The following is a 25,035-nucleotide window of genomic DNA, read 5'->3' on the forward strand; positions in this document are numbered from 1 at the left end:
AACGACTGGATATGCCAGACAATCAAACGGCGGAACACTGTTCCGCCGTTTTCGCTTTCAAGAGCCGGATCAGAGCATGCTGCCCGTCGATGATCGCCCTCGGCGCCAGAGAGTGACGCCCGCCCAGATGAACAGCAGTTGCACAACCACACGGATGGTGGCTGCGACCGGTGGTGCAAAGACCGGGTCGGGACGGACATAGTCCCAGAGATGCAGTGGCAGATACGTGAGGCAAAGCGCGGCGAAGGCGAGGCCAGCCAAGGCTCTCGTCCGTGGCCAGAGCGCGGCTGCGCCAATCAGGATCTGCACCACAGCCGCCGCGACCAGAACCGGATAGGCTGGCAGCCAGGGTGGAACCAGTGGGGCAAAGGCCTCAGGCTTTGCCAGATGGGCGACCCCTCCAAGGATCATGACAAGGGCCACCAGAGCCGTCAGCGCCCAGCCGGCAATCCGGGATGGTGTCTTGATCGATGCGTCAACCTGCCGCTCAGTCATGGGACACCTTCGTCGCGGCAACCGAGACGTCCTTCCATTCTTCCCAGGTCGCAAGGCGCGCCTTGTAGGCGTCCGGCACCATCATCGTCGGCAGCACGCCGAGGAAGAGGCGCAGCGGCGGGTTGTCAGCATCGACGAGCTTGAGCATGGCAGGACCTGCCGCCTCCGGTTCGCCGTAGACGGCGGGCGGCATCTGCGCCTGGCGCGCCTGCATGGCGTTGCGCAGCCCGTCATAGGCGGCGATCGGCTGTGCATGGCTTGCCGAGTTACCAGCCCAATCGGTCATGTAGGGGCCGGGCTCGACCAGGGATACCTTGATGCCGAAGCCAGCGACTTCCTGGGCCAGCGCATCGGTCAGTCCCTCGACCGCCCATTTCGAGGCGTGATAGGCGCCAAGGCCGGGGAAAGTCATGACCCCGCCGACGGTCGAGATCTGGACGATATGCCCGAAGCCCTGATCACGCAGTAGCGGCAGAACCGCCTGCGTCATGTTGAACAGGCCGAAGTAATTGACCTCCATCTGATCGCGCATCTGCTTTTCAGACACTTCCTCGACCATACCGAACAGGCCATAGCCGGCATTGTTGACGACAACATCAAGCCGACCGAGCCGCTCTGCGGCGGTTGCCACGACCGAGACGCAGGCGGATCGATCCGTGACGTCGAGCTGCAGCGGCACGATGCGATCGCCGTAGTCGGCAACGAGATCATCGAGGCCTGCAAGGCTGCGGCTGGTTGCGGCAACCTTGTCTCCACGCTTCAGGGCGGCGTTGGCAAAAACGCGACCCAGGCCGCGATTGGCGCCGGTGATAAGCCAGGTCTTTGACATGGAGCGTCTCCTGTTGATGGGTCATTTGATCACTGATAGAATGAAGGTGTAACTGGAAATCTGAACAGTGTATAGATGGCAGAGTCCCCAAACAGCGCCAAGTCAGGCTACCATCACGGCAATTTGAAATCGGCGATGATCGACGCCGCCGATACGATCATTCGCGAGCATGGCATCGAGGGGTTTTCGTTGCGCGAAGCCGCGCGCCGTGCCGGCGTCTCGATCGGCGCGCCGGCGCATCACTTCGGCAGCGCCAAGGGCCTGCTTACCGAAGTGGCCCTGCTCGGCTATGGCAGTCTCGGCGAGTATCTGAACGCGGTCGTGGCCAGTGATGATGCCAGGCGTGATCTTCGAGACCTGGCGCAGGCCTATGTGCGTTTTGCCATCACCCATACCGGGCGCTTCCGCCTAATGTTCCGACCCGATCTCGTCGATCGCGACGACCCGCGCTACAGCGAGGCCAGCCGGCAGGCGCTGACCGGGCTTGCGACTGCCATCGCCCGGGGCGCGCCCGCAGGCGCGGATGCCATGGGTGAGCTGTTCGTCGTCTGGTCCTCCATGCATGGCATGGCGAACCTCGCTGTCGACGGCAAGGCCAAATACCTGTTTGGCGGAGTAGATGCCGACAGGTTTGCCAGCGAGATCCTGCCGGGCCTCTTGGAAACGGCCTGGCCTTTTGGCAGGCCGTAATCCCTGCGCCAGAGCCCGGCAACACTCGTGCTTGGCCACCTTTCAAAAGGTGTCGAGCAACCGCTCCTGTTCTTGCATCCGCTCGTGAGTTTGCTATCCCTGCCGAACAGACCGCGAGCAGGGAGCCCCCTTCATGACTACCATCTACGGCATCAAGAATTGCGACACGATGAAGAAGGCGCGCATCTGGCTCGAGACCCAAGGCGTGGCGCATGACTTCCACGACTACAAGGCCAAGGGCGTGGATGCGTCGACCCTCGACAGCTGGATCGGCAGGGTCGGCTGGGAGGTGCTGCTCAACAAGGCCGGTACGACCTTCAAGAAGCTCGACGACGCGCAGAGGCAAGGCCTTGATGCCGCAAAGGCCAAGGCGTTGATGCTGGAGCAGCCGTCGATGATCAAGCGGCCGGTGCTCGACGTGGATGGCGCGCTTGTCGTCGGCTTCAAGCCCGAGATCTATCAGCAGACCTTCAAAGCCTAATCCCATGGCGAAAACCACCCGCGCCACGCAGTTTCTCGACAAGGCCGGGGTGGCCTATACCACGGCGACCTACGACTACGACCCGAATGCCGAGCGCATCGGGCTGCAGGCGGCGGAAGCGATCGGCGAGCATCCGTCGCGCGTGTTGAAAACGCTGATGGCGGAACTCGACGGCAAGCCGGTCTGTGTGGTCGTGCCCTCAGACAGGGAAGTGTCGATGAAGAAGCTGGCGAGTGCCTTCGGCGGCAAGTCGGCAGCGATGATGAAGCCGGCCAATGCCGAGAAGCTCACCGGCTTCGTGGTCGGCGGCATCAGCCCGTTCGGTCAGAAGAAACCGGTGCCGACCGCCATCGAGATATCAGTCATGGACGAAGCGCTCGTCTACATGAATGGCGGCCAGCGCGGGTTGCAGGTGCGGCTCTCGCCGCAGGATGCGTTTGCCGCACTGGGCGCAATTGCGGCGCCGCTGGTGGCTTGACACTTGCCCATGGTCTGGACTTCGCCATCTTTCCCCTTAAGTCTGGCGTGACAGCCACAACAGGAATACCCCATGACCCTCCCCGATCTCTCCGCCTCCATCGATCCAGTCAAGCTCGACAAACTCGCCGAGGTGGCGATCAAGGTCGGGTTGCAGCTGCAAAAGGGGCAGGACCTGGTGCTGACGGCCCCGCTCGTCGCCGTGCCGCTTGTCCGCCTGATCACGGCGCATGCTTACCAAGCAGGCGCTTCGACGGTCACCACCTTCTATTCGGATGAGGAGACGACGCTTGCGCGTTATCGCCATGGTCACGACGCGAGTTTCGACCGTGCGCCGAACTGGCTCTATGACGGCATGGCGAAGGCCTATGAAAACGGGGCTGCCCGCCTCGCCATTGCCGGCGACAATCCGCTGCTGCTGTCGCAGGAAGACCCTGTTAAGGTCGGCCGCGCCAACAAGGCGACCTCGATCGCCTACAAGCCGGCGCTTGAGCATATCTCCAATTTCGACATCAACTGGAACATCTGCTCCTATCCGAACCCGTCCTGGGCGAAGCTCGTTTTCCCTGACATGCCGATCGAGGAGGCCGTGCGCAAGCTTGCCGATGCGATCTTTGCCGCTTCCCGCGTCGATCGTGACGATCCCATCGCGGCCTGGGCCGAGCACAATGCGGAACTCAAGAAGCGCTCGACCTGGCTCAACGGCGAGCGGTTCTCAGCGCTGCATTTTGCCGGCCCGGGCACGGATCTGACGGTTGGTCTCGCGGACGGCCATGAATGGCATGGCGGCGCTTCAACGGCGAAGAACGGCGTGACCTGCAATCCCAACATTCCGACGGAAGAGGTCTTCACCACCCCGCATGCGTTGAAGGTGGAGGGACACGTCTCCTCGACCAAGCCGCTCAGCCATCAGGGCACGCTGATCGACAATATCCAGGTGCGCTTCGAAGGTGGTCGGATCGTCGAGGCCAAGGCCTCGAAGGGCGAGGCCGTGCTCAACAAGGTCCTCGACACCGACGATGGCGCGCGGCGCCTCGGCGAAGTGGCACTGGTGCCGCATTCCTCGCCGATCTCGGCGTCCGGCGTCTTGTTCTACAATACGCTGTTCGACGAAAACGCCTCCTGCCATATCGCGCTCGGCCAGTGTTATTCGAAGTGCTTCCTGGATGGCGCCTCACTCAGCCAGGACCAGATCAAGGCGCAGGGCGGCAACTCCTCGCTGATCCACATCGACTGGATGATCGGCTCTGACAAAGTGGATATCGATGGCATCCGCGCCGACGGCTCGAAAGTGCCTGTGATGCGTCAAGGCGAATGGGCTTAAGACCTCCGCCTCAGAGGTCGAGGTCGACCCAGAGAGCCGCGTGATCGGAGGCCGCATCCTGCGGCCTCTTCAGTTCCTCATAGGTCTCCCAGCGCTTCGGCCGCGACCCCGGCCACATGCCGGTGCGGATCACACCGCCCTTTTCCACCTTGTCGAAGAGCTTGGGAGAGAGCAGCAGGTAATCGATCTTGTTGCCGGGATTGGACAGGCCGTAAGTGCCCTCATAGCCGCCATTGTCGAAGCTCGGATGATCGAAGGCATCGGTCAGGTCGGCAGTCTTCAGCAGGGGGCTCAAGGGATCGCTGTCGGGCGTATCGTTAAGGTCGCCGATGACAGCGATATGCTCCCAACCCTCGGCAAGCCGCTCCTCGACGATCTCGGCAACACGGCTCGCCTGGGCCTTGCGGCGGCGGTCGGACTCAACCTTGCCGCCGAAACCCTTGCTCTTGAAGTGGTTGACCATCACCAGCAGCCTATTGCCGCTTGCGGTCGTCACCTCGAATTCAGGGCAGTCGCGGGAGAAGATGATGCGGTCGCTGCCATCAGGCAACCGGTCGTCCACATGGCTGCGCATCCGGCCGATCGGGAATAGCGGACCGGACATCAGGCCGACATCGATCCCGCGCTCGTCATTGCCATCGATCAGCATCACATGGCGAAACGGGTTGCCCCCGACCGAGGCGAGGATCTCGTCGCTGAAGGCCTTGAGCACGGGCCGGCTTTCCGCTTCGACCACGCCCAGCGCGTCCGCCTTCAGGTCGCGGACTACGCGTGCCGTGTTGCGCATGGCGTGCTCGTTGATGGGTTCATCGCGCAGTTCAAGAGAGCCGACCCAATCTGCACGGCCAGATGCGGTGATCTCGATGCCGCCTGTTTTGGGGCGCTTCAGCAGGCCGCCGCGATTGCGGCGCAGGATGACGAAGGGACCGGTGTCGCTCTTTTCCATTCCGAGATCGACGATCAGATCCGCCATCTTGCTGCGGTCAGTCGGCGTATAGGTGACCTCGCCGAGCAGGGCGTTCAATGCGGCGAATTTCTCAAGAACGGGGCGCCCGTCCTCCCAGGTCTCCAGGTTCATCGCCTTGGCGCGATCGAACAGGTTCTCGACGTTGTAGACGGCAAGGCGCATCACTCCCTCCCAGGCTCACTGGGAAGGAGTCATATCAGAGATTTGTGATGCGCGCATGTCGCGAGACGTCAGAGACTTCCCGCGACTGACACGCAGCCGTATCTTACTCAGCGATAATAGACGATCTTGCCACCGTTAAAGGCGGTCTCGACCCACAAGACGTTCTGCGCGGCAATGCCACGGACCTGGAGCGCTGCAGACAGACTCGGATCTTCCGTCACGGCCGCCTGGGCAAGCCGCATGCTGTTGCCGGTGGGGTAGATGACCTGCATCGGATAGGTATGACGATCGAAGCCGCCGCGATCGACGCGGATCGCGGTGACATTGCCATTATACTGCTTGCCGAAGAGGATTTCGCGGGGCGTCCAGCCGCCGGCCTCGACATAGGTTGCGGCACCGGCCGGAAGGGCGGCGAAAGTAGCCGCAGCAAGGGCTGCGGCGACGACGAGTTTCTTCATCATGATCATGCTCCTTTTCGCCGGACGCTTGGGAGCACATCCGGCTTCATCCGGACATGTGGAGATCGGAAGAATGGTTTTCCAGTATAATCACATCAGCTTGATCGGTTGCGCACAACCGATCGCGGTGACGGAGTGTTCACGTCCGCCGATGCGGGCCGCAGTCTCGCAGCCCGACGAGGGATTATGACTGCAATTAGCCCTGGCGGGCCTTGCGGGCGGCGTAGCGACGGTCGCGCTCGGCCTTGCGGGCGGCTTCGTCTTCGACAACGCGGCTGATGCGCGATGCTTCCGCGTGTTCGCGGGCGTCCTTCTCGGCATTTGCCGCAGCGATCGCGGCTTCTTCGCGTTCGCGGGCTTCCTGTTCGGCGCGGATCTTTTCCGCGGCCTTCAGGCGGTCGCGTTCGGCATGGCGCTTGACGCGCTCTTCGGCACGGGCCGCGCGTTCTGCCATGCGTGCTTCACGCTCAGGATCGGCAGCGGCATGGGCGGCCTTGTAAGCCTGAAGCAGCGCTGCCTTGGCGTCAGTTGCGGTGGTACGGCGCTCGGCGAGGCCATGGTCTCTCGTAAATTTCATTGGGGCTCCGATCTCTTGGAACTGGGGTCAGGTACGGGCGCGCTTGGCGACGAGGGCCGCCGTTGCGCTTTCGCGCGCTTCGCGTTCGCGTGTCAGACGGGCTTCGCGCAGGCGCAGCGTCTTCTCGTCACGGGCAGAGGTAATCGCATCCTGCTCGTCGATCGCGCGACCGCGGGCCAGAAACTGCGACTGCGTCTTCGCAAAGGCGAGTTCGGCGGTCTGGCGCGACTTGGTGAGTTGCTCGGTCATGTCATCTCCTTTCAGGAGGCTTGCCCATGTCGGGCAATAAAAAAAGGCCAGGCTATCTGCCTGACCTTCCGTGGGATCTTGCCTTCGACAGTGCCAGTACATCCGTGGTCAAAGGAAAGCGGATCCCGGATCTATCAGGCTGCCTGCAGGTTGCAGGCCGACATCTTGCCCGACTTGTTGTCGCGCTCCATGTCGTAAGCCAGCTTCTGGCCTTCAACGATTTCGCGCATGCCGGAGCGTTCAACTGCCGAGATGTGAACGAATGCGTCCGGGCCGCCGTTGTCAGGCTGAATGAAGCCGAAGCCCTTGGTGGAATTGAACCATTTTACTGTGCCAGTGGTCATGATGAACCCTTTCATAGCGTAGAGAGTGCCCCAGCGCGGATGCGCTGTGGAGGTAACGATTTTTGAAAGGAAGGTTCGACAGGGCGCAAATGATGCGCGGTAACCAAAGCTCAGCAAGCAAATATCGATGACCATTAGATAGACGCGTTTCTAATGAATGTCAACCATCGGTTTCCATTCCGCCTCAAATCTCAATCAAAAGTGTAATTTGCGCGAATGCAACCGCATCCCGTTTTCTGCATCAAATGCTCGCGAAAGCGGCCCTGAGTTTCGCCAGGAAACGCTTGCGCTTTTCATCCGTCGCGCGGTCCATGTCGTGCAGCGCCAGCATGCGAAAATCGACGGACTTGGCGCAGAAGGCGGCCACGCCGCGCTTCATGATCCGCCTGACCGGGTTGCCCATGTAGAGATGCACGACCCACCACGGAGAACCGGTCGAGGTCACGACCCAGAAGCTACGGATATGGGTCATCAGCGGCACGATGCGTCCGCCGGCCTTGTCATGCTCGAAGGCAACGCCCGGCACGAAGATGCGGTCGATGAAGCCCTTCATGATGGCCGGCAGATTGAACCACCATTGCGGAAAGACGAGCACGAGACCATCTGCTACCTTCAGTCGCTCGACAATGCCTGAGACGTCTTCCGGCGGTTGATAGCCCGGCTCCATGTAGGCGGCACGCTCGGCAGCCGCGAGGCGCGGTTCGAAATCCTCGGCGTAGAGGTCGAGCAGATCGACCTGATGGCCCTTCGCTTCCAGCGTCTCCACCACAGCCCGTGCGGAAGAAGCGGCAAAGCTCTGCGGCAGCGGATGGGCGAGCACGACCAGAAAGCGGCGTGACATCAGAACAGGCTCCCCTGCCCGGCCGGAGGCTCGCTCTTGCGCGCCGGCCTGGACACGGCGGCTGCGCGGGCCGGCTGCGGGGCCGACGGTTCCGGCGGGGATACACCCTCGCCAGCAACGGCATCCACTCGCCCATCGGCGAATTCGATCGCGATCGCCTGGCCATGCGACAGCCCGTCGGCGCGCGAAACCGGGCGATCATTCTCGTCGCGGATCACGGCATAACCGCGCGCCAGTACGTTCTTGTAGGAGAGTGACTGCAGCACGCGGTCCTGCGACAAGAGTGACTGTCGGGCACGGCGCAGGTCGTTCATCACGGCGCTGTCGGCACGGCGACCAAGACTTTCCAGCCTGTCCTTCGAGCGCTCCGTCATCGCCTTCAGCCGCGCCGGGACTGCCGTCAACGTTGCATCGAAGCGTCCAAGGCGGGCCTTGTTGCGCTCAATCAGCCGCTCGATGACGCGTTCGGCGCGCACGGCATTTTCCGTGAGTTTCTGCTTACGCTCTACCAGTCGGCGCGCCAGCATGTCGGGCGACAGTTTCGCCGCCGCGCGCTCGAAGCTGCGGCGCTTGTTCATGGTGTTGAGTTCGAGGCTACGCCCGAGACCTGCGGCCGCCTCGTCAAAGCGACGACGCGGCAAGGCCAGCAACTGGTCGAGCGAAGGCAGCGCCCGCACGAGGCTGCGCAGGTTCTGGCGACGATTGTCCATCTGCCTGTTCATGGCGCCAGAGAGCCGGGCAGACAGTGTGGCCACCTGCGCCTCAAGATCGGCCTTCACGGGCACGGCCATTTCGGCCGCCCCCGTAGGGGTCGGCGCGCGCACATCGGCAGCATAGTCGATCAGCGTCCAGTCGGTTTCGTGGCCGACGGCCGAGATCAGCGGAATGCTGCTCGCAGCCGCCGCACGGACCACGGCCTCATCATTGAAACTCCAGAGGTCCTCAAGGCTGCCGCCGCCGCGCGCAACGATCAGCACGTCCGGCCGCGGCATCGGCCCGCCGGGCTCCAGCGCATTGAAGCCGTGGATGGCATTCGCCACCTCGTCGCCGGAGCCTTCGCCCTGAACCTTGACCGGCCAGACCAGCACATGCACCGGAAAACGGTCCGAGATGCGGTGCAGGATATCGCGGATAACGGCACCGGTCGGCGAGGTGACGACGCCGATCACCTTCGGTAGGAAGGGCAGGAGCTGCTTGCGCGCGGGGTCGAACAGGCCCTCGGCCGTAAAGCGGCGCTTACGCTCCTCGATCAGGGCCATCAGGGCGCCTGCACCGGCCGGCTCCATCTGCTCGATGACGATCTGGTATTTCGACGAACCCGGGAAGGTCGTGACCTTGCCGGTGGCGATCACCTCCATGCCCTCTTCCGGGCGATATTTCAGCTTGGAAAAGGAGCCCTTCCAGATCACCGCATCAATGCGCGCCTTGTCGTCCTTCAGGCTGAAATAGGCATGGCCCGAGGAATGCGGTCCGCGATAACCGGAGATTTCACCGCGTACCCGCACATGGTCGAAGGATGTTTCGATGGTACGCTTGATCGAGCCCGAAAGCTCCGAAACGGAAAATTCGGTGAGGTTCGTCGGCGAATCGTTGTCGAAGAAATTGCTCATGCCCCTTCCCTAGCGGAAAACGGGGCCAAGATCAGCCCAAAGCACCCGTCATCAAGCGCTTTCCGCTCACGGCAGGTCCACCCGGTAAATCTGCATCCCGGAGGCGCCTTCGATGGGCACGGGCCTGAGATAAGCAGGCACCTCCCCCTTCATCATGCCGGCATAGAGCCCGTCGACTTTCGTCGACGCGATGTTTTGTGTAGGCGTGAGATCCGGGCAGAAGACGAGGATCGTCGCCCCGGCGCCGCGCAGGAAGGCGGCTGCCTCCTCCGGCTCGGCCAGCCCCACATGCAGTTCCGTCAGCATGCCACCCTGATTGCGGTGGTAGGGGCCGGACAGGACTCGGTGGCGGGTGAAACGCAGAATTTCCGGGCCCAGATCCACAGCCGCGACTACCACGCCGTCCGGCAGGCTGTTCAGGGTCGCAAATCCTGCCGGCGCGTCACAGGCCGGCTTGGCCCCAGCCATGGTGGCCGGTGTCTGGGCAAGCCCCTTCATCCGGTTGGTTACACCTGCCGTTCCCTCGACGAAGAGCACGCCGAACAGCGCCCAGGCGCTCGGCACGGACAAGAAGGCAGCGAGCGCAAAAAGCAGGCCCGTGCCAAGCTGCTGCGGCTCCTCGCGCGCCTTGCGCCTCAGTTCGCCGATCAAAAGCGCCAGCGGCGGGATGGCGAGCAAATTGGCGAAAATCGCCCCGCGCACCTGAACCAGCGCAATAACGAAAGAAACCGCGATCAGACCGAGCATGATTGCGTGGCTGCGGATCCGGTCACCATTGACGATGCGTAACAGGCAGACGCCAATGGCGAAGAAACCGACGGCGTAGAAGCCTCCGAAGGCTGCGGGGTCCTTGGCGAGTTGATCGATGAAGGACTGGGCCTCGATAACGCCGGAAAGCCAGAGCGTGTGCAGCAGCGGATCGAGTTCGTTCAGCGGGTTCTGCAGGCATTGCGGCGCGATCGTCACGGTGCCGGCCAGCACCAGGGCGCCGGTCACGCCGATCGCCGCAATCCGCAACCGACGATCGCCCATGCCCGGAAGCTGCGTGGCAACGAAGAGGGACGCGGCTCCGATGCCGACCACGGCATAGAAGCCGACCGAAAGGCTGTCGCAGGTCACCACCGCATACTGGACCGATGGCACGGTGGCGAAGAACATGGCAGACAGGCTGACAAGAAGCGTCAGGGAGAAGGCGCGCGCGGCCCTCGCATAAACCTCACCCTCGAGCGCCCATAGGATGCCGACGGTGGCACAGACGGTCGCCACCAGGGGCGTGGTCTCGGCGCCGATGGCGATCGCGAGTGCAGCAGCGAGGCCCGCAAGCGCATGGCCAACGAGCCCACGGGCCGGATCGACCAGCCCCGCAGCCATGGTCGCGACCAGGACCAGCTGGACATTGTGGTGATCGATCGAGCCCGGCAGGAAGCGGTTTCCGGTGACGACGAAGACCGCCGTCAGCATCAGTGCCAGATGCATGGTGACATCATCGCCCATGCGGCGGGCGGCGACGGCGACCGCTGCCATCAGCGGCAAGATCAGAAGGAAAGGCCAGACGATCAGCGCCAGCGCCTCGGCCTGTTGCATCGGCACCAACTGGGCGAATAGGCGGATCAGCAGCGCGATCGGCAGATCGATCAGGCGGGACCAGTGCATCAGCGTGCCGCCATCAAGCCCCAGCCGATACTGTGTGACGTCGAACCAGGACTGACCGGCAAGCAGATCACGCACCTGCACGAGCCGCAGGACATCGTCGTTGTCGGCTCCGACATAGTCGCTCGCGGCCGGCAGGTTGAGCGCAGCCAGCACCGCCATGGTCACGATACCGTAAACCAGCGTCCAGAGAAGGAGCGGGCGCGGCGCCCGGGCTCTCGACGCGCCAGGCAGGGTGATGTCGGCCATGCTTCGTCAAACCTCCAAGTCCGCCTCGATCGTTTCCTTGCAAAGAAACGACCGGCAGACCGTATTTCAAAGACTGCTCTTCTCCGAAACCTAGCCTTAACCTTCTCAAGAAATAGTAAAACCAATGGTGGCCGAAGGCTGCCCGAACCCCAGCGCTTTGAGCAGGTCCCGATGAGCCACCCGGCCAACCCCTCCCTCGACATCGCCGTTCTCTTGCCCTGCTACAATGAGGCGGCAACGATCGGCCAGGTTGTGAGCGATTTCCGTGCGGCCCTGCCCGAGGCGAAGATATACGTCTATGACAACAACTCGACCGACGGCACGGCGCTGAAGGCGATGCTCGCCGGGGCCACCGTCGTGCGCGAACGTCGCCAGGGCAAGGGCCATGTGGTGCGCCGCATGTTCTGCGACATCGATGCCGATATCTACATCATGGCCGATGGCGACGGGACCTATGGTCCTGCCGACTCCGAGGAACTGATCCGCACGCTGATCACCGAGCGAGCCGACATGGTGGTCGGCACCCGACGCGGGGTCCATGACGATGCCGGACGCCAGGGCCATGCCTTCGGCAACCGGCTGTTCAACCTGCTTTACCGCGTGCTGTTCGGCAACGACTTCACGGACATCTTGTCCGGCTACCGCGCCTTTTCGCGCCGCTATGTAAAGAGCTTCCCAGCGATTTCCGGTGGGTTTGAGATCGAGACGGAAATGTCCGTGCATGCCTCGCGGCTGAGGCTGCCGGTCGTCGAGCTGGAGCTCGACTATGGGCGTCGCCCAAAGGGATCACAATCGAAGCTCTCGACATTTCGAGACGGCTTCAAGATCCTCAAGATGTTCGCTCTCCTGATGAAGGAGACCCGCCCTTTCACATTCTTCGCCCTCATCGCCTGCGCGTTCCTGGGAAGCGGCATACTCTTTGCCGCTCCTGTCCTCGTGGAGTATCTCCAGACGGGCCTTGTCCCGCGAATGCCGACCTGGGTCCTGTCCCTCTGCCTCGTCGGCCTCAGCTTCGTTTCCTTTGCCGGTGGGGTCATCCTGGATTCGGTTGCGCAGGGACGCAACGAACTGCTTCGGCTTCATTATCTTGCCTTGCCCTCGATCCATTCGCGGAGCCGGTCCGAAGCGACCGAAGGGAATGCACAGGAAAGAAATGCCGCATGAGGCGCGAGACCACCAACAGGATCCGCTTCGTCATCGAAGACATCCTCCCGCCGATCCTGCGCGATTCCAGGCTGTTCCTTTGGCTGGCCGAGCGGGTCTGGGGCAATCACATCCGGGATCTGGCCGAGTTTCGGGCGCGCGCGCCGTTTCTGACGGAAGAGGCCTATGCCGCGCTCTACCGCAAACACCCGCGCGTGCATGCAGGCACGGACAATTCGGAGGCCTGCATTGAGCAGGTCGTTCAGGGGGTCGAGGGTGAAAGCGTCTGCGACATCGGCTGCGGGACGGGCGCGCTGCTCACGCGCATCCGTGCGCGTCACCCGCATCTTGCCCGGGTCACCGGCGTGGATTTTGTCATCGACGACGCGGCGGCCCTGCCGGGTGTCGAATATGTTGCAGCGAAGATCGAAAACCTGCCCTTTGCGGACAAAGAGTTCGATACGGTCATCTGCACCCATGTCATCGAACATGTTCTCGAATACCAGCGCGCCATCGCGGAGTTGCGGCGCATTGCCCGAAAGCGCCTGATCATCGTCGTTCCGCGGGAACGTGAGGCGCGCTACAGTTTCAATCCGCACTTCAATTTCTTTCCCTATACGCACTCGTTCCTGCGCGCCATGCATCCGATCCCACCACAATATGCCTGCGCGGATATCGGACGGGACATCTTCTACATGGAAACGCTGGAGGGCTGAGGGCGATGGAGTTTTCCAGCCTGACACTTGCGACCTGGATAGGATTGCTCGCCACGCCGCTGTTGATTGCGATGGGGCAGGTTCTGTTCAAGCTGACGAGCCAGAGCACAGGGACATTTTCTCTGGCGAGCCTGATGATGCTCGCGGTCAATCCGGTGTTCATTGCGGCGCTAGCGCTTTACGGTTTTGGAACCGTCGTCTGGATCTATGTGCTGCGCTCCGTGCCTCTGACGCTCGCCTATTCCTTCATGGGGCTGACCTTCTGCTTCGTCCCCCTGCTGGCGCAACTCTTCTTCGGCGAACCCTTGCACATGCGCTATCTGATCGGGACGCTGCTCATCCTGGCCGGGCTTGTGACCATACATGTCTGATCGCAGCAATCGGTTTGATTCGTCTGTGACGCTCGGCGTCACGCTGGCCGCCGACCTCCTGCTGTTTCCGATAACTTTTGCCGTCCTCGACGCACCGCTCATGTCACGTGCGGTATCCCTGGTCGTTGCCTATGCTCTCTCGCAGATCCTGCGGCTCGGCATCGGGCGCGGCATATCACCCCGGGCCCTTCTTCAGGTGCCGGGCTTGTGGCCGCTTCTTGCGGTCACGGTCCTGATCAATTTCGGCCTTTTCGTTATCCTCAACGCCCGTGCGCCGGACATCCGACCCATCCTGCATCTGTTGCTGGCTTGGGCCGGATCTCTGCTGTTCCTCAGTTTCGGATCTTCACGGATAAAACGCCTGCGCTGATCTTCGGCCACCGCTGCGGACAGTCGAGGTCGGTTCGCTTACACTGCTTCCCAGCCATCCTTGTCTGCGGCCCGGTAGATCGCATCGATCAGCTTCTGGTTTGCCTTGGAGCTTTCCAGGGTGACGACCTCCCCCTTGGTGCCGGCAACAGCGCGGGCAAAGGCTTCCGCCTCCAGCTTGTATTGGCGGCTGTCGGGGAAGCGGAAGATCTGCGAGACGTTGTGGCTGCGATTGGTGAGTTCGACTTCCTCGGCACCCCAGCGATCGGCGTTGAAGGGTGACTTCACCTCGATGAACCCGTCAGTGCCATGGAAGACCATCAGCTGGCGGTTGGCCATCTGGGTCGAGACATAGAAGTTCAGTTCGAAATCGGCAAAGTCAGCCTTCACGCTCGCATAGATATCCGTGCCGAAGTCCGGATCGCGCTCGATGGTCGACTGGACGCGGACCGGCTCCTTATCCGTGACGAAGCGGGTGGTGATCGTCGGGTAGACGCCGATATCGGGCAATGCACCGCCGCCGAGCTCCGGGATGTTGCGCATGTTGTCAGGGTCGCGATTGAAGTAGGTGAACGAGCCCTGGACCATCTTCAACGTGCCGATCGCGCCTTCGGCCAGCAGTTCGCGGACCTTCAGCCAGACCGGTGCATAGGTCACCATATAGGCTTCCGTGATCAGTACCTTGTTGCGTTCGCGCGCCGCGATGATCTCGTCGATTTCCGACGCTTTGAGCGCGATCGGCTTTTCACAAAGCGCATGCTTGCCGGCGTCGGCGGCCTTGATCGCCCATTCGACATGCTGCGAGGTCGGCAAAGGAATATAGACCGCGTCGATGACGTCGGAGGCCAGCATTTCCTCGTAGGAGCCGAAGGCATGCGGCACCGAGAAGCGATCGGCCATCTCGCGGGCTCTCGCCAGATCGCGGCTGGCGATCGCTGTCACCACGGCATTTTCGGCATCCTGGATCGCCGGCACGACAAGCTCGCGACCGATCTTGGCCGTCGACAGAATTCCAAAACGCAGCATCTTTATTCCTCCTCAAAATGTCGGGGCGGACATTAGGCGAAGCTCCGGCAGGGCGCAACGGGTTGTCAGACAATCAGCTTGCTCAGACAAGGAGCAGCTTGGCCGAAAATGTCCGATCTTCGTCCTGGCCGCGCATAGTACCCATGACGCCTGGACTTATGTTAGCTGTCATCACAACGACAGGAGACGAATATGTCCGCTCAAGACACTGCCCTCATCGTGGTCGACGTTCAGGAGAGCTTTCGCCATGCGCCCTATTGGGACGCATCGGAACTCCCCGCTTACCTTTCGAGGCAGCAGGCGCTGATCGACGGCGCGAAGGCTGCAGGCATGCCGATCGTGCAGATCTTCCACGTCGACACCGACGAAGCCTTCCGGCTGGAAAGCGGACTTGTCCGCACGCTCGACGAGATCACAATTACGCCGGACGTGACCTTCCACAAAGGCGTGCATTCGGCCCTGGTCGACACTGGTCTCGAAGCCTGGCTGCGCGAAAAGGGCATCTCACGCGTCATCGTCTCGGGCATCCGTACCGAGCAGTGCTGCGAGACCACCACGCGCCATGCATCCGATCTCGGCTTCGCGGTCGACTTCGTCACCGAGGCGACGCTCACCTTCCCGATGACGCATGCCTCCGGCCGGGTCTTTACCGCAGACGACATCCGCATGCGGACGGAGCTGGTGCTTGCCGACCGCTTTGCCCGGATCGTGACCGTCGAGCAGGCTCTGATGCCGCCCTCCGCCGCCGCCTGAGATCCCCGCAATGGACGTGATCCCGTTCTTCATCCTCGTTCCGCCTGACACGCTGCTGATCGACATTGCCGGTCCGCTGGAGGTGCTGCGGTATGCGAACCAGGAGCAGGACCGGGTCCGTTTCGACTATCGCTACATCTCGGCCCAATCGCGGCAGCAGACCTCGATCGGGCTCATGCTCGACGGTCTCGAACCCCTGCCCGAGACGCTGCCTGACAATGCGATCCTGATGATTTCCGGCAGCCTCACTGTCGGCACCGAAGAGATCGCCCGCGAGGCCGAACTGAAGACGCTGACGCGCTGGCTCGCCCGCACGGTCAGGCCGGACACGCGGCTCGTCACCATCTGCTCCGGCGCGCTGCTTGCTGCGGCAGCCGGGCTGATGGAGGGCTATCAGTGCACCACGCACGCAGAATGCCTAGACGAACTCCGGGCACTTGCACCGACGGCGAGTGTTCTGGAGAACCGGCTCTATGTGGAAGATGGCAACCGCTTTTCGAGTGCCGGTATCTCGACCGGCATTGACCTCATGCTGCATCTCGTCAGCCGCTTCGCCTCGCCGCAGGCAGCACTCGCCGCTGCCCGCAAGATGGTCATCTATCTCCGTCGCAGCGGCCAGGACCCTCAGCTTTCGCCCTGGCTTTCCGGCCGCAACCACATCCACCCGGCGATCCACCGCGCCCAGGATGCGATCATGGCGGATCCGGCGCGAGACTGGTCGCTGCCGGGGCTCGCCGAGATCGCGCATTTGAGCGAACGGCATCTGTCCCGTCTTTTCCGGGAATATGTCGGTCAGTCGGTCGTCGATTACGTCAACCTGATGCGGGTGACGCTCGCCCAGGAGCTGCTCAAGCAATCGAGGCTCGACATGGAGAACCTCGCTTTGCGCGCCGGATTTGCCTCCTCACGCCACATGCGACGGATCTTCGTCCAGCATCACGGCGTGCCGCCCAGTCACTTTCGCCGGGCGGCCGAATGAGGAGCCCTGGACCGCAAAAGAGAGACTGCGGGACTGGACGGCCGCCGGTTTCGATCCATATCGATTGCGGTTTCCGGCGTCGGGACAGCGGCTCTGCAGGTTCGATCAACGCTTCTGAATGGCCTCTTCGACCGACGCTTGCTAACCTGCCCTTTCCGTCGCTCCCTTGACCCCTCCCGAGGCTTTCCATGCAGAAACGTGCTCTCGGCCGCACCGGCCTTTCGATCGCTCCCGTCGTGCTCGGCGGCAATGTCTTCGGCTGGACGGCCGACGAGAAGACGTCGTTTGCCATTCTCGACCGCTTCTTCGATGCCGGCTTCAACACGATCGATACCGCCGACATGTATTCGCTCTGGGCCGACGGCAATGTCGGAGGCGAGAGTGAGACGATCATCGGCAACTGGCTGAAGCGCGGTGGTGTGAAGCGCGAAGATGCCGTTATCGTCACCAAGGTCGGGGCCGATCTCGGGGGCAAGAAGCGAGGCCTCAGCGCGCGCCGCATTGCAGAGGCCGTTGAAGACTCGCTCCGCCGTCTGCAGACGGACTATATCGACCTTTATCTCGCCCATTGGCCGGATGCGGAAACGGATGACGAGGAGAGCCTTGCCGCCTTCGCCAAGCTGAAGGATGCCGGCAAGGTGCGCGCGATCGGCTGCTCCAATCTCGACGCCGAACAGCTGCAGGCGACCTTCGATGCGGCAGCTAAGGCCGGCGTTGGTCGCTATGACGTGATCCAGCCGGAATACAATCTCTACACACGCTCGAAATTCGAGGGTGAACTCGCAGAGCTCTGCCAGCGCGAGGAGATCGGCGTCATCACCTATTATGCGCTGGCCTCGGGCTTCCTCACCGGCAAATATCGCAGTGCTGCCGATACCGAGGGCAAGGCACGCGGCGAGGATATGGAGCCCTATCTCAACGCACGTGGCTTCGATATATTGGGCGCTCTCGACCAGATCGCGGTCGAAACTGGCACCAGCCCCGCGACCGTTGCGATCGCCTGGATCGCCGCACAGCCCGGCGTCACCGCGCCGATTGCGTCTGCCACCAGCCTGCGCCAGCTTGAAAGCCTGATCGCGGCCGGGAAACTGGAGCTGACGACCGCGCAGATGAAACAACTCAACCAAGCCGGAGCATGATCATGAAGACCCGCAGACTCGGCACCCTCACCACATCGACCATCGGCCTCGGCTGCATGGGCATGAGCCATGGCTATGGCACCAACATCGACGAGGCGGCGGCGCAAACGCTGTTCGATCACGCCATCGAACGTGGCGTGAACTTCTTCGATACGGCGGAGGTCTATGGACCCTTCACCAACGAGGAACTGGTCGGAAAGGGACTGAAGCGGCATCGCGACCACGTGGTGATCGCCACCAAGTTCGGCTTCACCATCGGCGACGAGGCCAAGGCCGCTCGACCTTCCGGCCTCGACAGCCGGCCGGAGCATGTGCGGGCCGTCGCCGAGGCGTCGCTGAAGCGGCTCGGCGTCGAGGTCATCGACCTCTTCTACCAGCACCGCGTCGACCCCGATGTCGCGATCGAGGAGACCGTCGGCGCCATGGCCGAGCTGGTGAAGGAAGGCAAGGTCAAGGCGTTGGGCTTGTCCGAAGCAAGTGCGGCAACGCTGCGACGCGCCCATGCCGTGCATCCGATCTCGGCCATCCAGAGCGAATATTCACTCTGGACCCGCGACCCCGAAACCAACGGCGTGCTCGACACCTGCCGCGAACTCGGCATCGGCTTCGTGCCGTTTTCGCCGCTCGGTCGCGGCATGCTGACCGGCGCCTTGAAGGATTTGTCCAAGCTCGGCGAAAACGACTTCCGCCGCGGGTTGCCACGCTTCGACCAGGAGAATTTCGACGCCAACCTTGCACTTGTCACCGCTCTCGAAACCATGGCGGCGGACAAGGGCGTGAAGCCCGGCCAGTTGGCGCTTGCCTGGGTACTAGCCCAGGGCGATTTCATCGTGCCGATCCCCGGTACGACCAAGATCGCCAATCTCGACAGCAACATCGATGCGACCGGGATCAGGCTCTCGGCCGAAGAGCTCGCCACGCTGTCTTCCGTCGTATCGCCAGACAAGGTGGCCGGCGCACGGTATGGCGAGGCCATGGCCAAGATGGCGGGGCGCTAAAGGTCTCCCTCAAGCAAAGCGCCGGCTACCCGCCACGCAGAGAACGACCAGCAGGGCTGTCGCCAGCATGGGAAGGCTGACCTTCTCATGCAACAGCCCTGCGGCGAGCACGAAACCGAGAAAGGGTTGCAGCAGCTGCAGCTGCCCGACCGAGGCAATGCCGCCCAGCGCCAGACCGCGATACCAGAAGATGAAGCCGATCATCATGCTGAACAGCGAGACGTAAGCCAAAGCCAACCAGCCTGACATCGACACGGCGCCAAGATCCTGCGGCAGTGTCCAAAGCGCGAGTGGCAGCATCACCGGCAGCGACAGCACCAGCGCCCAGCTGATCACCTGCCAGCCGCCAAGCCGACGCGACAGGCGGGCACCCTCGGCATAACCCAGGCCGCAAACGATTACCGCCGCAATCATCAGCACTGCGCCTTGCACCGCCATGTCCGCCGTCGCCGAGAGCGCAAAGCCGGCCACGAGCGCCGCTCCCGTGACGGAAAACATCCAGAAAACAGCAGAGGGGCGTTCCCCCGCCCGCAAGACGCCGAACAGCGCGGTAGAAAGCGGTAGCAATCCGATGAAGACGATCGACTGGGCGGAATTGATGCTTTGCAGCGCGAAAGCCGTCAGCAGCGGGAAGCCGACCACGACGCCAAGCGAGACGATGGCCAGTGGCAACAGATCACCGCGCAGGGGGCGCTTCTCCCGCATCGCGATCAGCAGGGCCGCTCCCAAAAGTGCAGCGATCACGGCCCGCGCCGAAGTCAGGAACAGCGGGGCGAAATCGGCAAGCCCCACCCGCGTTGCAGGCAGTGAGCCGCTGAAGATCAGCACGCCGATGAAACCACTCGCCCAGGCCTTCCACGAAGTCGTCATTTTCGTCTCCATTCGTCTGGCCTCCCCTATCGCGCGGAGGGGCTGGCGCAGACAGAGACGGATCGATACAATCTAGTCAAACTGTATTGATGACAAAGGCCATACAGATGAACGAACGCGTTCAGCCACCGGAGCTGCCGGCCTCAAGGACGGCCCATGTCATGGCCGATATTCGCGGCCGCATCGGTTCGGGCCAGTTCGTGCCCAACGACCGGCTGCCCTCGATCCGGCGCCTCGCCGCGGAGCTTTCGGTGTCGCCCTCGACTGTGGTCGAAGCCTATGACCGGCTCTCCGCCGAGGGCTTGATCCGGGCCCGCCCCGGCTCCGGCTTCTTCGTCACCGAGGCCGGTCGCACGCCAGCACCCCTCGTCCGGCTTGAGCCGCCAAGGCCCCCTGAAGTCGATCCCTTCTGGGTAGCGCGTCAGGCGCTGGACGCCGATCCAGGCACATCCAAGCCCGGCTGCGGCTGGCTGCCGCCGGACTGGATGCCGACCGCCCTCCTGCATGCCGGCATGCGAAACGTGCTCCGCCAGGCGACCAGCCTCATGACGGATTACGGACCCTCGCGCGGCAGTGCTGGCCTTCGGCGCTTCGTCGAGATGCGACTGCGTCAGCAGTCGATTACGCTGTCCGAAGATCAGGTGCTGCTTGCAGGCTCTGCCACCCAGGCGCTCGATCTGGTCTGCCGGCTGCTTTTGCGCCCCGGCGACCGCGTGATCGTCGACGATCCCTGCTACTTCAATTTCCAGACGCTGCTCCGCGCCCACCAGGCCATCGCCATCCCCGTGCCCTATACAGAAAACGGCCCCGACATCGCCGCCTTCCAGGCCGCCGTCGCCCGCGAGGCGCCGCGGCTTTATCTCACCAATTCCGGTCTGCACAATCCGACCGGTGCTACGCTCTCGCCGCAGATCGCCTTCCAGCTGCTCGGCATCATCACGCGTTCGGACATGCTGGTCGTCGAGGACGACATCTTTTCCGATTTCGAGCCGGAGCCTGCGATGACACTTGCGACGCTCGACGGGCTTTCCCGGGTCATCCGCATCGGCAGCTTCTCCAAGACCATCTCTGCTTCGCTGCGCACAGGATTCATCGCCGCCGACCCCGAGCGGATCCGGCTCCTCACTGACCTCCAGGTTGCAATCCAGTTCGGCGGCCCAAGCCAGGTTGCGACCGAAGCGATCCATGGCGTGCTCGCAAGCGGCGGCTATCGCAAACATCTCGAGCAATTGCATCGGCGGCTCGACAAAGAGCGGCGCGCGGTGGGGACCCGGCTCGGGGATCTTGGCATCCATCCCGTGCTCGCGCCGCGCGGCGGGCCCTATCTCTGGTGCCGGATGCCGGAAGGTGTCAGTTCCACCGCGCTTGCGCAGGCCGCCCTGCCGCAGGGGGTTGTGCTGGCGCCCGGCAACGTCTTCAGCCCGTCGCTGTCATCAGACGGTTTCATGCGCTTCAACGTCGCGCACATGGGCGATGCGCGCCCGTTTCGGGTTCTGGAACGGGCGTTGAAGACGTCGCGCTGGCACTGACTGCCGTCGTCTTCGTGGTGGCTTTGAGTGTGGGGATCGGTGATCTGCCGATCCCGATCAGCACCACTTTCCTTGCGATCTCCAACAAGCTCGGCTGGACAACAGCCGAGCTCAATCGCATCCATGAAGCCGTGATCTGGGACTACAGGCTGAGCCGGGCGCTTGTCGCGGCCTTCTGCGGTGCGGGGCTCGCGATCTCGGGCGCCATCATGCAGTCGCTGCTGCGCAACCCGCTGGCTGAACCCTATGTGCTCGGCATTTCGGCCGGCGCCTCCACAGGGGCCGTGGGGTATTGTCATCCTCGGCTTCGGCTCCGCAGCCATCTCGCTCTCGGCCGGCGCTTTCGCCGGGGCCTTCGCCGCCTTCCTCTTCGTCGTCCTGTTGTCCAACGGCACGCGCGGCGGGGCCGACCGCACCATTCTGGCTGGCGTTGCTGCATCCCAGCTCTTCAACGCCGCAACCTCTTATATCGTGACGACTGCCGGCAATGCCCAGCAGGCGCGGGATGTGATGTTCTGGCTGCTCGGCAGCTTCGGCGGCGTGCGCTGGCCGGAGTTCATGCTGGTCTCCGTGGTCGTCGGGTTTGGCCTGATCGCCTGCCTCGCCTATTCCCGCATCCTCGACGCCTTCGCCTTTGGCGACGAGGCCGCAGCAGCACTTGGCGTCAATGTCGGTCGCGCCCGGCTCGCGCTCTTCTGTCTCACCGCCATGCTGACGGCGACGATCGTCAGCATGGTCGGCTCGATCGGCTTTGTAGGCCTCGTCATCCCGCATGCCGCACGCTTCCTCGTCGGACCGCTTCATATCCGCCTGCTTCCAGCCTGCGCCATTGGCGGGGCGATCTTCATGGTGCTTGCCGATATAGCCTCGCGGATCCTGGTTCCGCAGCAGGTGCTGCCAATCGGCGTCGTAACCGCGCTCGTCGGCGTTCCCGTCTTCTCGATCATCCTCTATCGTTTCCAGCGTCCGACATGAGCATCACGGCCGACACCATCACCTGGAAGATCGGGTCGAAGACCATTCTCGAACAGGCTTTGCCACGCGCCCCGGCGAGATGCTCGGCCTGCTCGGCCCCGATGGCTCCGGCAAGACATCCCTGCTGCGGCTGCTCGCAGGCTTGAAGCGTCCCCATTCGGGCAGCATCCGCCTTGAAGGACACGATATCCAGTCGATTCCCCGCAAGACGATGGCGCAGCGGATGGCCTTAGTCGAACAGCATGCCACGACCAATGCCAATCTGAAGGTTGTCGACGTCGTCAAGCTCGGCCGTTTCCCGCATCGCTCAATGTTCTCCGCCTGGACTGCGGAAGACCAGGCCGCCGTCGAGCAGGCGCTGGAGCGGGCGGGAATGGTGGCAAAGCGCGACCATACCTGGCAGAGCCTGTCCGGCGGCGAACGGCAGCGGGCGCATATCGCCCGGGCGCTGGCTCAAGCCCCCAAGGAAATCATCCTCGACGAGCCGACCAACCATCTCGACCTGCAACACCAGATCGCGCTTCTGTCGCGAGGTATTCTCGATCGATGCCCATGTTGAGCCCTCGGCGCATCATGGCCGGCCGCTGATCCAATTCTCGCGGACGGTCCGCTAGGTCGACATGATTGCCTGGCAGTCCTGACCCGGACGAGCCGCCGATGCGGCTGAGAAATCGACCATCTCGCTCAGCCGCCGACCGCCCGGCGATAGGCCGATGGCGTCGTGCCGGTGACGGCCTTGAACATTCGCGTCAGATGGCTCTGGCTGCTGAAACCGCAGGCCGATGCGATCTGGGCGATCGGTTCGTTGCCGGCCAGCATACGCCTTGCGCGATCGATACGGCGGTTGAGGATGAAGTCATGCGGTGAGACGCCGCAACTTGCGCGAAACATCCGCTGCAGATGGAATTCGCTCAAATCCGCGAGCCGCGCCAGATCCTTCAGGGTGATTGTCTGGTCGAGGCTTGCCTCGATGTGCTCCACAAGCCGTCTCCGCAGCACGGGAGCCAGACCGCCACGCAGCACCGGACGCCGCTCACCGCCATAACGCGGGTCGGCAAAGAGCTGCCCGACGGCCGCCACGATCGCCTGTTCGGCCAGCAGCCGGTTGCCGCCCTGCGTGGCAGCGGCCAGATGCACCAGCGCCTCCGCGAGTTTCGGCGCCTCGTCGAAGGTCGCCTCTGGTAGAAGCATCAGCCGGGCATCGCGGTCGAAGGTTTCCGAGAACAGGCGGCGCAGTTCATCGTCAGCGACATAGAGATGCACGAATTCGAAGTTGTCGGTGATCTCCCATTCGGACGAGGCACCCTGCGGCATGATGCAGAGCGCACCCGGCCAGCCGGCGATGCTGCCGGCATCGAGCCGTCGCGTGCCGTCGCCGCCGCGCAGGTAACAGCTGAAGGTATGCCCGTCGGTCCGCTCGTAGCGCATGCGGTCATGGCTGTTGCGCCAGATGGCGCTTGCCCTGCCCTCGCCCAGGTCAAGCGTTTCCCCACGCTCGGCACGGGACGAGGCGGACAGAGAGCCGAAGACGGTGGCGGTGTGCAGCATGGATAACCTTCACGAGATCGCCTCGCATTCTAGCGCGCTTGATGCGCCGCGCCATCACCAATCGGATAGGCGTAGCCGCCTCAGCGCAGTTCGCCGCAAGATCATGCAAGAACGGATTGCGCAAGCGGCGCTACCTGCCTTTCGAAAGCGAGGCGCATCCCATGACCAATTTTCTTCTCTTCTCGTCCACCGTGCTGATCTGGGGCACGACCTGGATCGCGATCGCGCTGCAGATCGGGCCGGTGCCCGTGCTGGTCTCGGTCTTTTATCGCTTCGCCCTTGCGGCGCTCGTGCTCGTCGGCGTGCTGGCCCTCACAGGTCGCCTGAAAGTGCCGACGCTCAAGCAGCAGCCCTTCATCCTCGTCCAGGCGCTGTCGCTCTTCTGCTGCAACTTCCTCTGCTTCTATCACGCGGCGAGCTATGTGCCGTCTGGGCTCATCTCCGTCGTCTTCTCGCTCGCCACTGTTTACAACGCCGTCAATGCCCGGATCTTCTTCGGCGATCAGATCAAGCCGCGCACACTGGTCGCCGCAGGCTTTGGCGCCACCGGACTTGCGCTGCTTTTCGGGCCCGAGATCTTCATCGCCGTCAATCCGGACAGCTGGAAGGGCATCGGCCTTTCGGCGCTCGGCACGCTGTTCTTTTCCTTCGGCAACATGGCCTCCCGCCGCAACAGCGCTGAAGGCATCGCGCCTGTCACCGCCAATGCCTGGGGCATGAGCTACGGCTCGGCAGCACTTCTTGCCCTGATCGGCATCACCGGCACGCCCATCGTGCTGCCGCCGGACCAGACCTATCTCGCCGCCCTCGTCTATCTCTCGGTCATCGGCTCCGTCATCGGCTTTACCACCTATCTGATGCTGGTCTCGCGCATCGGCTCGCAGAAGGCCGCCTATGCCACTGTGCTTTTCCCGGTCGTCGCGCTGACGCTATCAAGCCTCTACGAGGACTATCACTTCACGCCGCTCGCGATGGTGGGTCTCGCACTCACGCTCGCCGGCAATGCAGTGATGTTTGCGCGCCTGCCGCGCCGACAGCCCCTTAACGCTGTCGAGCCGGCGGAACTGAAGGGCTGACTACAGATCCTTCCGCCGTGACGGATGGCGCGGTCGATTTCCCGCGTCAGCGACGACATTCTGCGCTATGAGAAGCGTCACCGTCTGATCCCAACGCTGAAAGTGCCCATGGCCCCACGTTCCAACTCCGTGATCCGCCC

The 25,035-nt window shown here is 62.9% G+C and carries 27 protein-coding genes and 2 pseudogenes; 16 read left to right on the forward strand and 13 right to left on the reverse strand.

The features are described from left to right. Nucleotides 1–69: 69 nt before the first annotated feature. Together BSY240_RS12325 and BSY240_RS12330 are read right to left on the reverse strand one after the other, a co-directional pair. On the reverse strand, nt 70–495 hold the full coding sequence (locus BSY240_RS12325; RefSeq protein ID WP_069042501.1) for a hypothetical protein: 426 nt from the start codon (nt 493–495) through the stop codon (nt 70–72). After that, a complete protein-coding gene (locus tag BSY240_RS12330) occupies nt 488–1,324 on the reverse strand; it encodes an SDR family oxidoreductase (protein WP_069042502.1) in 837 nt (278 codons plus the stop codon). Before BSY240_RS12330 ends, BSY240_RS12325 begins: the two co-directional genes overlap by 8 nt. A 75-nt stretch (nt 1,325–1,399) precedes the next feature. Here BSY240_RS12330 and BSY240_RS12335 point away from each other — a divergent pair, with 75 nt between their 5' ends. The 4 genes from BSY240_RS12335 (at nt 1,400) to BSY240_RS12350 (ending at nt 4,296) form a co-directional block, all read left to right on the forward strand. Further along, nucleotides 1,400–2,014: a TetR/AcrR family transcriptional regulator gene (locus BSY240_RS12335; RefSeq protein ID WP_069042503.1), complete on the forward strand. Its 615-nt coding sequence runs from the start codon at nt 1,400–1,402 to the stop codon at nt 2,012–2,014. Between the two features lie 133 nt (nt 2,015–2,147). Next, complete coding sequence (locus BSY240_RS12340) at nt 2,148–2,495, forward strand: ArsC family reductase (RefSeq protein WP_069042504.1); 348 nt, start codon at nt 2,148–2,150, stop codon at nt 2,493–2,495. Between the two features lie 4 nt (nt 2,496–2,499). Further along, a complete protein-coding gene (gene ybaK / locus BSY240_RS12345) occupies nt 2,500–2,973 on the forward strand; it encodes a Cys-tRNA(Pro) deacylase (protein ID WP_054151250.1) in 474 nt (157 codons plus the stop codon). A 72-nt stretch (nt 2,974–3,045) separates the two neighbouring features. Then, a complete protein-coding gene (locus BSY240_RS12350; RefSeq protein ID WP_069042505.1) occupies nt 3,046–4,296 on the forward strand; it encodes an aminopeptidase in 1,251 nt (416 codons plus the stop codon). A gap of 10 nt (nt 4,297–4,306) precedes the next feature. On the opposite strand, the gene BSY240_RS12355 is transcribed toward BSY240_RS12350, so the two are convergent. The 8 genes from BSY240_RS12355 to BSY240_RS12390 all read right to left on the reverse strand — a co-directional run bounded on the left by BSY240_RS12355 (nt 4,307) and on the right by BSY240_RS12390 (nt 11,403). Beyond that, the gene (locus BSY240_RS12355) at nt 4,307–5,425 is read right to left on the reverse strand and encodes an endonuclease/exonuclease/phosphatase family protein (protein WP_069042506.1); all 1,119 of its coding nucleotides are present in this window, start codon (nt 5,423–5,425) and stop codon (nt 4,307–4,309) included. Between the two features lie 107 nt (nt 5,426–5,532). Then, nucleotides 5,533–5,886, reverse strand: coding sequence for a hypothetical protein (locus BSY240_RS12360; protein WP_150127464.1), 354 nt, complete (start codon nt 5,884–5,886; stop codon nt 5,533–5,535). 193 nt (nt 5,887–6,079) lie between these two features. Further along, the gene (locus BSY240_RS12365; protein WP_054151254.1) at nt 6,080–6,460 is read right to left on the reverse strand and encodes a DUF6481 family protein; all 381 of its coding nucleotides are present in this window, start codon (nt 6,458–6,460) and stop codon (nt 6,080–6,082) included. Nucleotides 6,461–6,487: 27 nt separating this feature from the next. Then, the gene (locus BSY240_RS12370) at nt 6,488–6,709 is read right to left on the reverse strand and encodes a hypothetical protein (protein ID WP_054151255.1); all 222 of its coding nucleotides are present in this window, start codon (nt 6,707–6,709) and stop codon (nt 6,488–6,490) included. Nucleotides 6,710–6,843: 134 nt separating this feature from the next. After that, entirely contained in the window at nt 6,844–7,053 is a 210-nt protein-coding gene (locus tag BSY240_RS12375) for a cold-shock protein (RefSeq protein WP_006725042.1), read from the reverse strand. Between the two features lie 241 nt (nt 7,054–7,294). Further along, nucleotides 7,295–7,894: an NAD(P)H-dependent oxidoreductase gene (locus BSY240_RS12380; RefSeq protein ID WP_069042508.1), complete on the reverse strand. Its 600-nt coding sequence runs from the start codon at nt 7,892–7,894 to the stop codon at nt 7,295–7,297. Then, nucleotides 7,894–9,504, reverse strand: coding sequence for an exodeoxyribonuclease VII large subunit (gene xseA, locus BSY240_RS12385; RefSeq protein ID WP_069042509.1), 1,611 nt, complete (start codon nt 9,502–9,504; stop codon nt 7,894–7,896). Before xseA ends, BSY240_RS12380 begins: the two co-directional genes overlap by 1 nt. Nucleotides 9,505–9,570: 66 nt before the next feature. Then, the gene (locus BSY240_RS12390; RefSeq protein ID WP_069042510.1) at nt 9,571–11,403 is read right to left on the reverse strand and encodes a hypothetical protein; all 1,833 of its coding nucleotides are present in this window, start codon (nt 11,401–11,403) and stop codon (nt 9,571–9,573) included. 171 nt (nt 11,404–11,574) lie between these two features. Between BSY240_RS12390 and BSY240_RS12395 the strand changes: the two genes are divergently transcribed. From BSY240_RS12395 to BSY240_RS12410, 4 genes are read left to right on the forward strand one after another with little or no spacing between them, the layout of a single operon-like run. Beyond that, nucleotides 11,575–12,567, forward strand: a complete 993-nt coding sequence (locus BSY240_RS12395; RefSeq protein ID WP_069042511.1) for a glycosyltransferase — start codon at nt 11,575–11,577, stop codon at nt 12,565–12,567. Then, nucleotides 12,564–13,262 (forward strand): class I SAM-dependent methyltransferase, encoded by a 699-nt coding sequence (locus tag BSY240_RS12400; RefSeq protein WP_069042512.1) that lies wholly within the window; start codon nt 12,564–12,566, stop codon nt 13,260–13,262. Before BSY240_RS12395 ends, BSY240_RS12400 begins: the two co-directional genes overlap by 4 nt. Nucleotides 13,263–13,267: 5 nt before the next feature. Next, the gene (locus BSY240_RS12405) at nt 13,268–13,633 is read left to right on the forward strand and encodes an EamA family transporter (RefSeq protein WP_054151426.1); all 366 of its coding nucleotides are present in this window, start codon (nt 13,268–13,270) and stop codon (nt 13,631–13,633) included. Beyond that, the gene (locus tag BSY240_RS12410) at nt 13,626–14,003 is read left to right on the forward strand and encodes a hypothetical protein (RefSeq protein WP_069042513.1); all 378 of its coding nucleotides are present in this window, start codon (nt 13,626–13,628) and stop codon (nt 14,001–14,003) included. Before BSY240_RS12405 ends, BSY240_RS12410 begins: the two co-directional genes overlap by 8 nt. A 38-nt stretch (nt 14,004–14,041) precedes the next feature. Here the strand turns inward: BSY240_RS12410 and BSY240_RS12415 are convergent, their stop codons facing one another. After that, the gene (locus BSY240_RS12415; RefSeq protein ID WP_069042514.1) at nt 14,042–15,028 is read right to left on the reverse strand and encodes a Gfo/Idh/MocA family protein; all 987 of its coding nucleotides are present in this window, start codon (nt 15,026–15,028) and stop codon (nt 14,042–14,044) included. Between the two features lie 192 nt (nt 15,029–15,220). On the opposite strand from BSY240_RS12415, the gene BSY240_RS12420 reads away from it, so the two are divergent. From BSY240_RS12420 to BSY240_RS12435, 4 genes are all read left to right on the forward strand, one after another. Then, nucleotides 15,221–15,781: a cysteine hydrolase family protein gene (locus tag BSY240_RS12420; protein ID WP_069042515.1), complete on the forward strand. Its 561-nt coding sequence runs from the start codon at nt 15,221–15,223 to the stop codon at nt 15,779–15,781. Between the two features lie 10 nt (nt 15,782–15,791). Further along, nucleotides 15,792–16,760 carry a GlxA family transcriptional regulator gene (locus BSY240_RS12425; protein WP_069042516.1) on the forward strand — a complete coding sequence of 323 codons (969 nt, stop codon included), beginning with the start codon at nt 15,792–15,794 and terminating at the stop codon, nt 16,758–16,760. Nucleotides 16,761–16,948: 188 nt separating this feature from the next. Continuing rightward, the gene (locus tag BSY240_RS12430; RefSeq protein ID WP_069042517.1) at nt 16,949–17,899 is read left to right on the forward strand and encodes an aldo/keto reductase; all 951 of its coding nucleotides are present in this window, start codon (nt 16,949–16,951) and stop codon (nt 17,897–17,899) included. A gap of 2 nt (nt 17,900–17,901) precedes the next feature. Continuing rightward, nucleotides 17,902–18,897, forward strand: coding sequence for an aldo/keto reductase (locus BSY240_RS12435; RefSeq protein ID WP_069043959.1), 996 nt, complete (start codon nt 17,902–17,904; stop codon nt 18,895–18,897). 9 nt (nt 18,898–18,906) lie between these two features. Here BSY240_RS12435 and BSY240_RS12440 read toward each other — a convergent pair whose 3' ends face one another. After that, complete coding sequence (locus BSY240_RS12440; protein ID WP_069043960.1) at nt 18,907–19,767, reverse strand: DMT family transporter; 861 nt, start codon at nt 19,765–19,767, stop codon at nt 18,907–18,909. Nucleotides 19,768–19,874: 107 nt separating this feature from the next. Between BSY240_RS12440 and BSY240_RS12445 the strand changes: the two genes are divergently transcribed. The 3 genes and pseudogenes from BSY240_RS12445 to BSY240_RS12455 form a co-directional block, all read left to right on the forward strand. Beyond that, nucleotides 19,875–21,296, forward strand: coding sequence for an aminotransferase-like domain-containing protein (locus BSY240_RS12445; RefSeq protein WP_069043961.1), 1,422 nt, complete (start codon nt 19,875–19,877; stop codon nt 21,294–21,296). Beyond that, nucleotides 21,287–22,271: pseudogene (locus BSY240_RS12450) on the forward strand (FecCD family ABC transporter permease). Before BSY240_RS12445 ends, BSY240_RS12450 begins: the two are co-directional and overlap by 10 nt. Continuing rightward, nucleotides 22,268–22,797: pseudogene (locus tag BSY240_RS12455) on the forward strand (ABC transporter ATP-binding protein); the annotation flags it as partial. The pseudogenes BSY240_RS12450 and BSY240_RS12455, both read left to right, overlap by 4 nt. 158 nt (nt 22,798–22,955) lie before the next feature. Here the strand turns inward: BSY240_RS12455 and BSY240_RS12460 are convergent. Continuing rightward, entirely contained in the window at nt 22,956–23,699 is a 744-nt protein-coding gene (locus BSY240_RS12460; RefSeq protein WP_069043962.1) for a helix-turn-helix domain-containing protein, read from the reverse strand. Between the two features lie 281 nt (nt 23,700–23,980). On the opposite strand from BSY240_RS12460, the gene BSY240_RS12465 reads away from it, so the two are divergent. Further along, nucleotides 23,981–24,895, forward strand: a complete 915-nt coding sequence (locus BSY240_RS12465; protein WP_069043963.1) for a DMT family transporter — start codon at nt 23,981–23,983, stop codon at nt 24,893–24,895. Nucleotides 24,896–25,035 lie beyond the last annotated feature (140 nt).

Source organism: Agrobacterium sp. RAC06 (genome assembly GCF_001713475.1).
In the GTDB taxonomy this organism is placed as follows: Bacteria; Pseudomonadota; Alphaproteobacteria; order Rhizobiales; family Rhizobiaceae; genus Allorhizobium.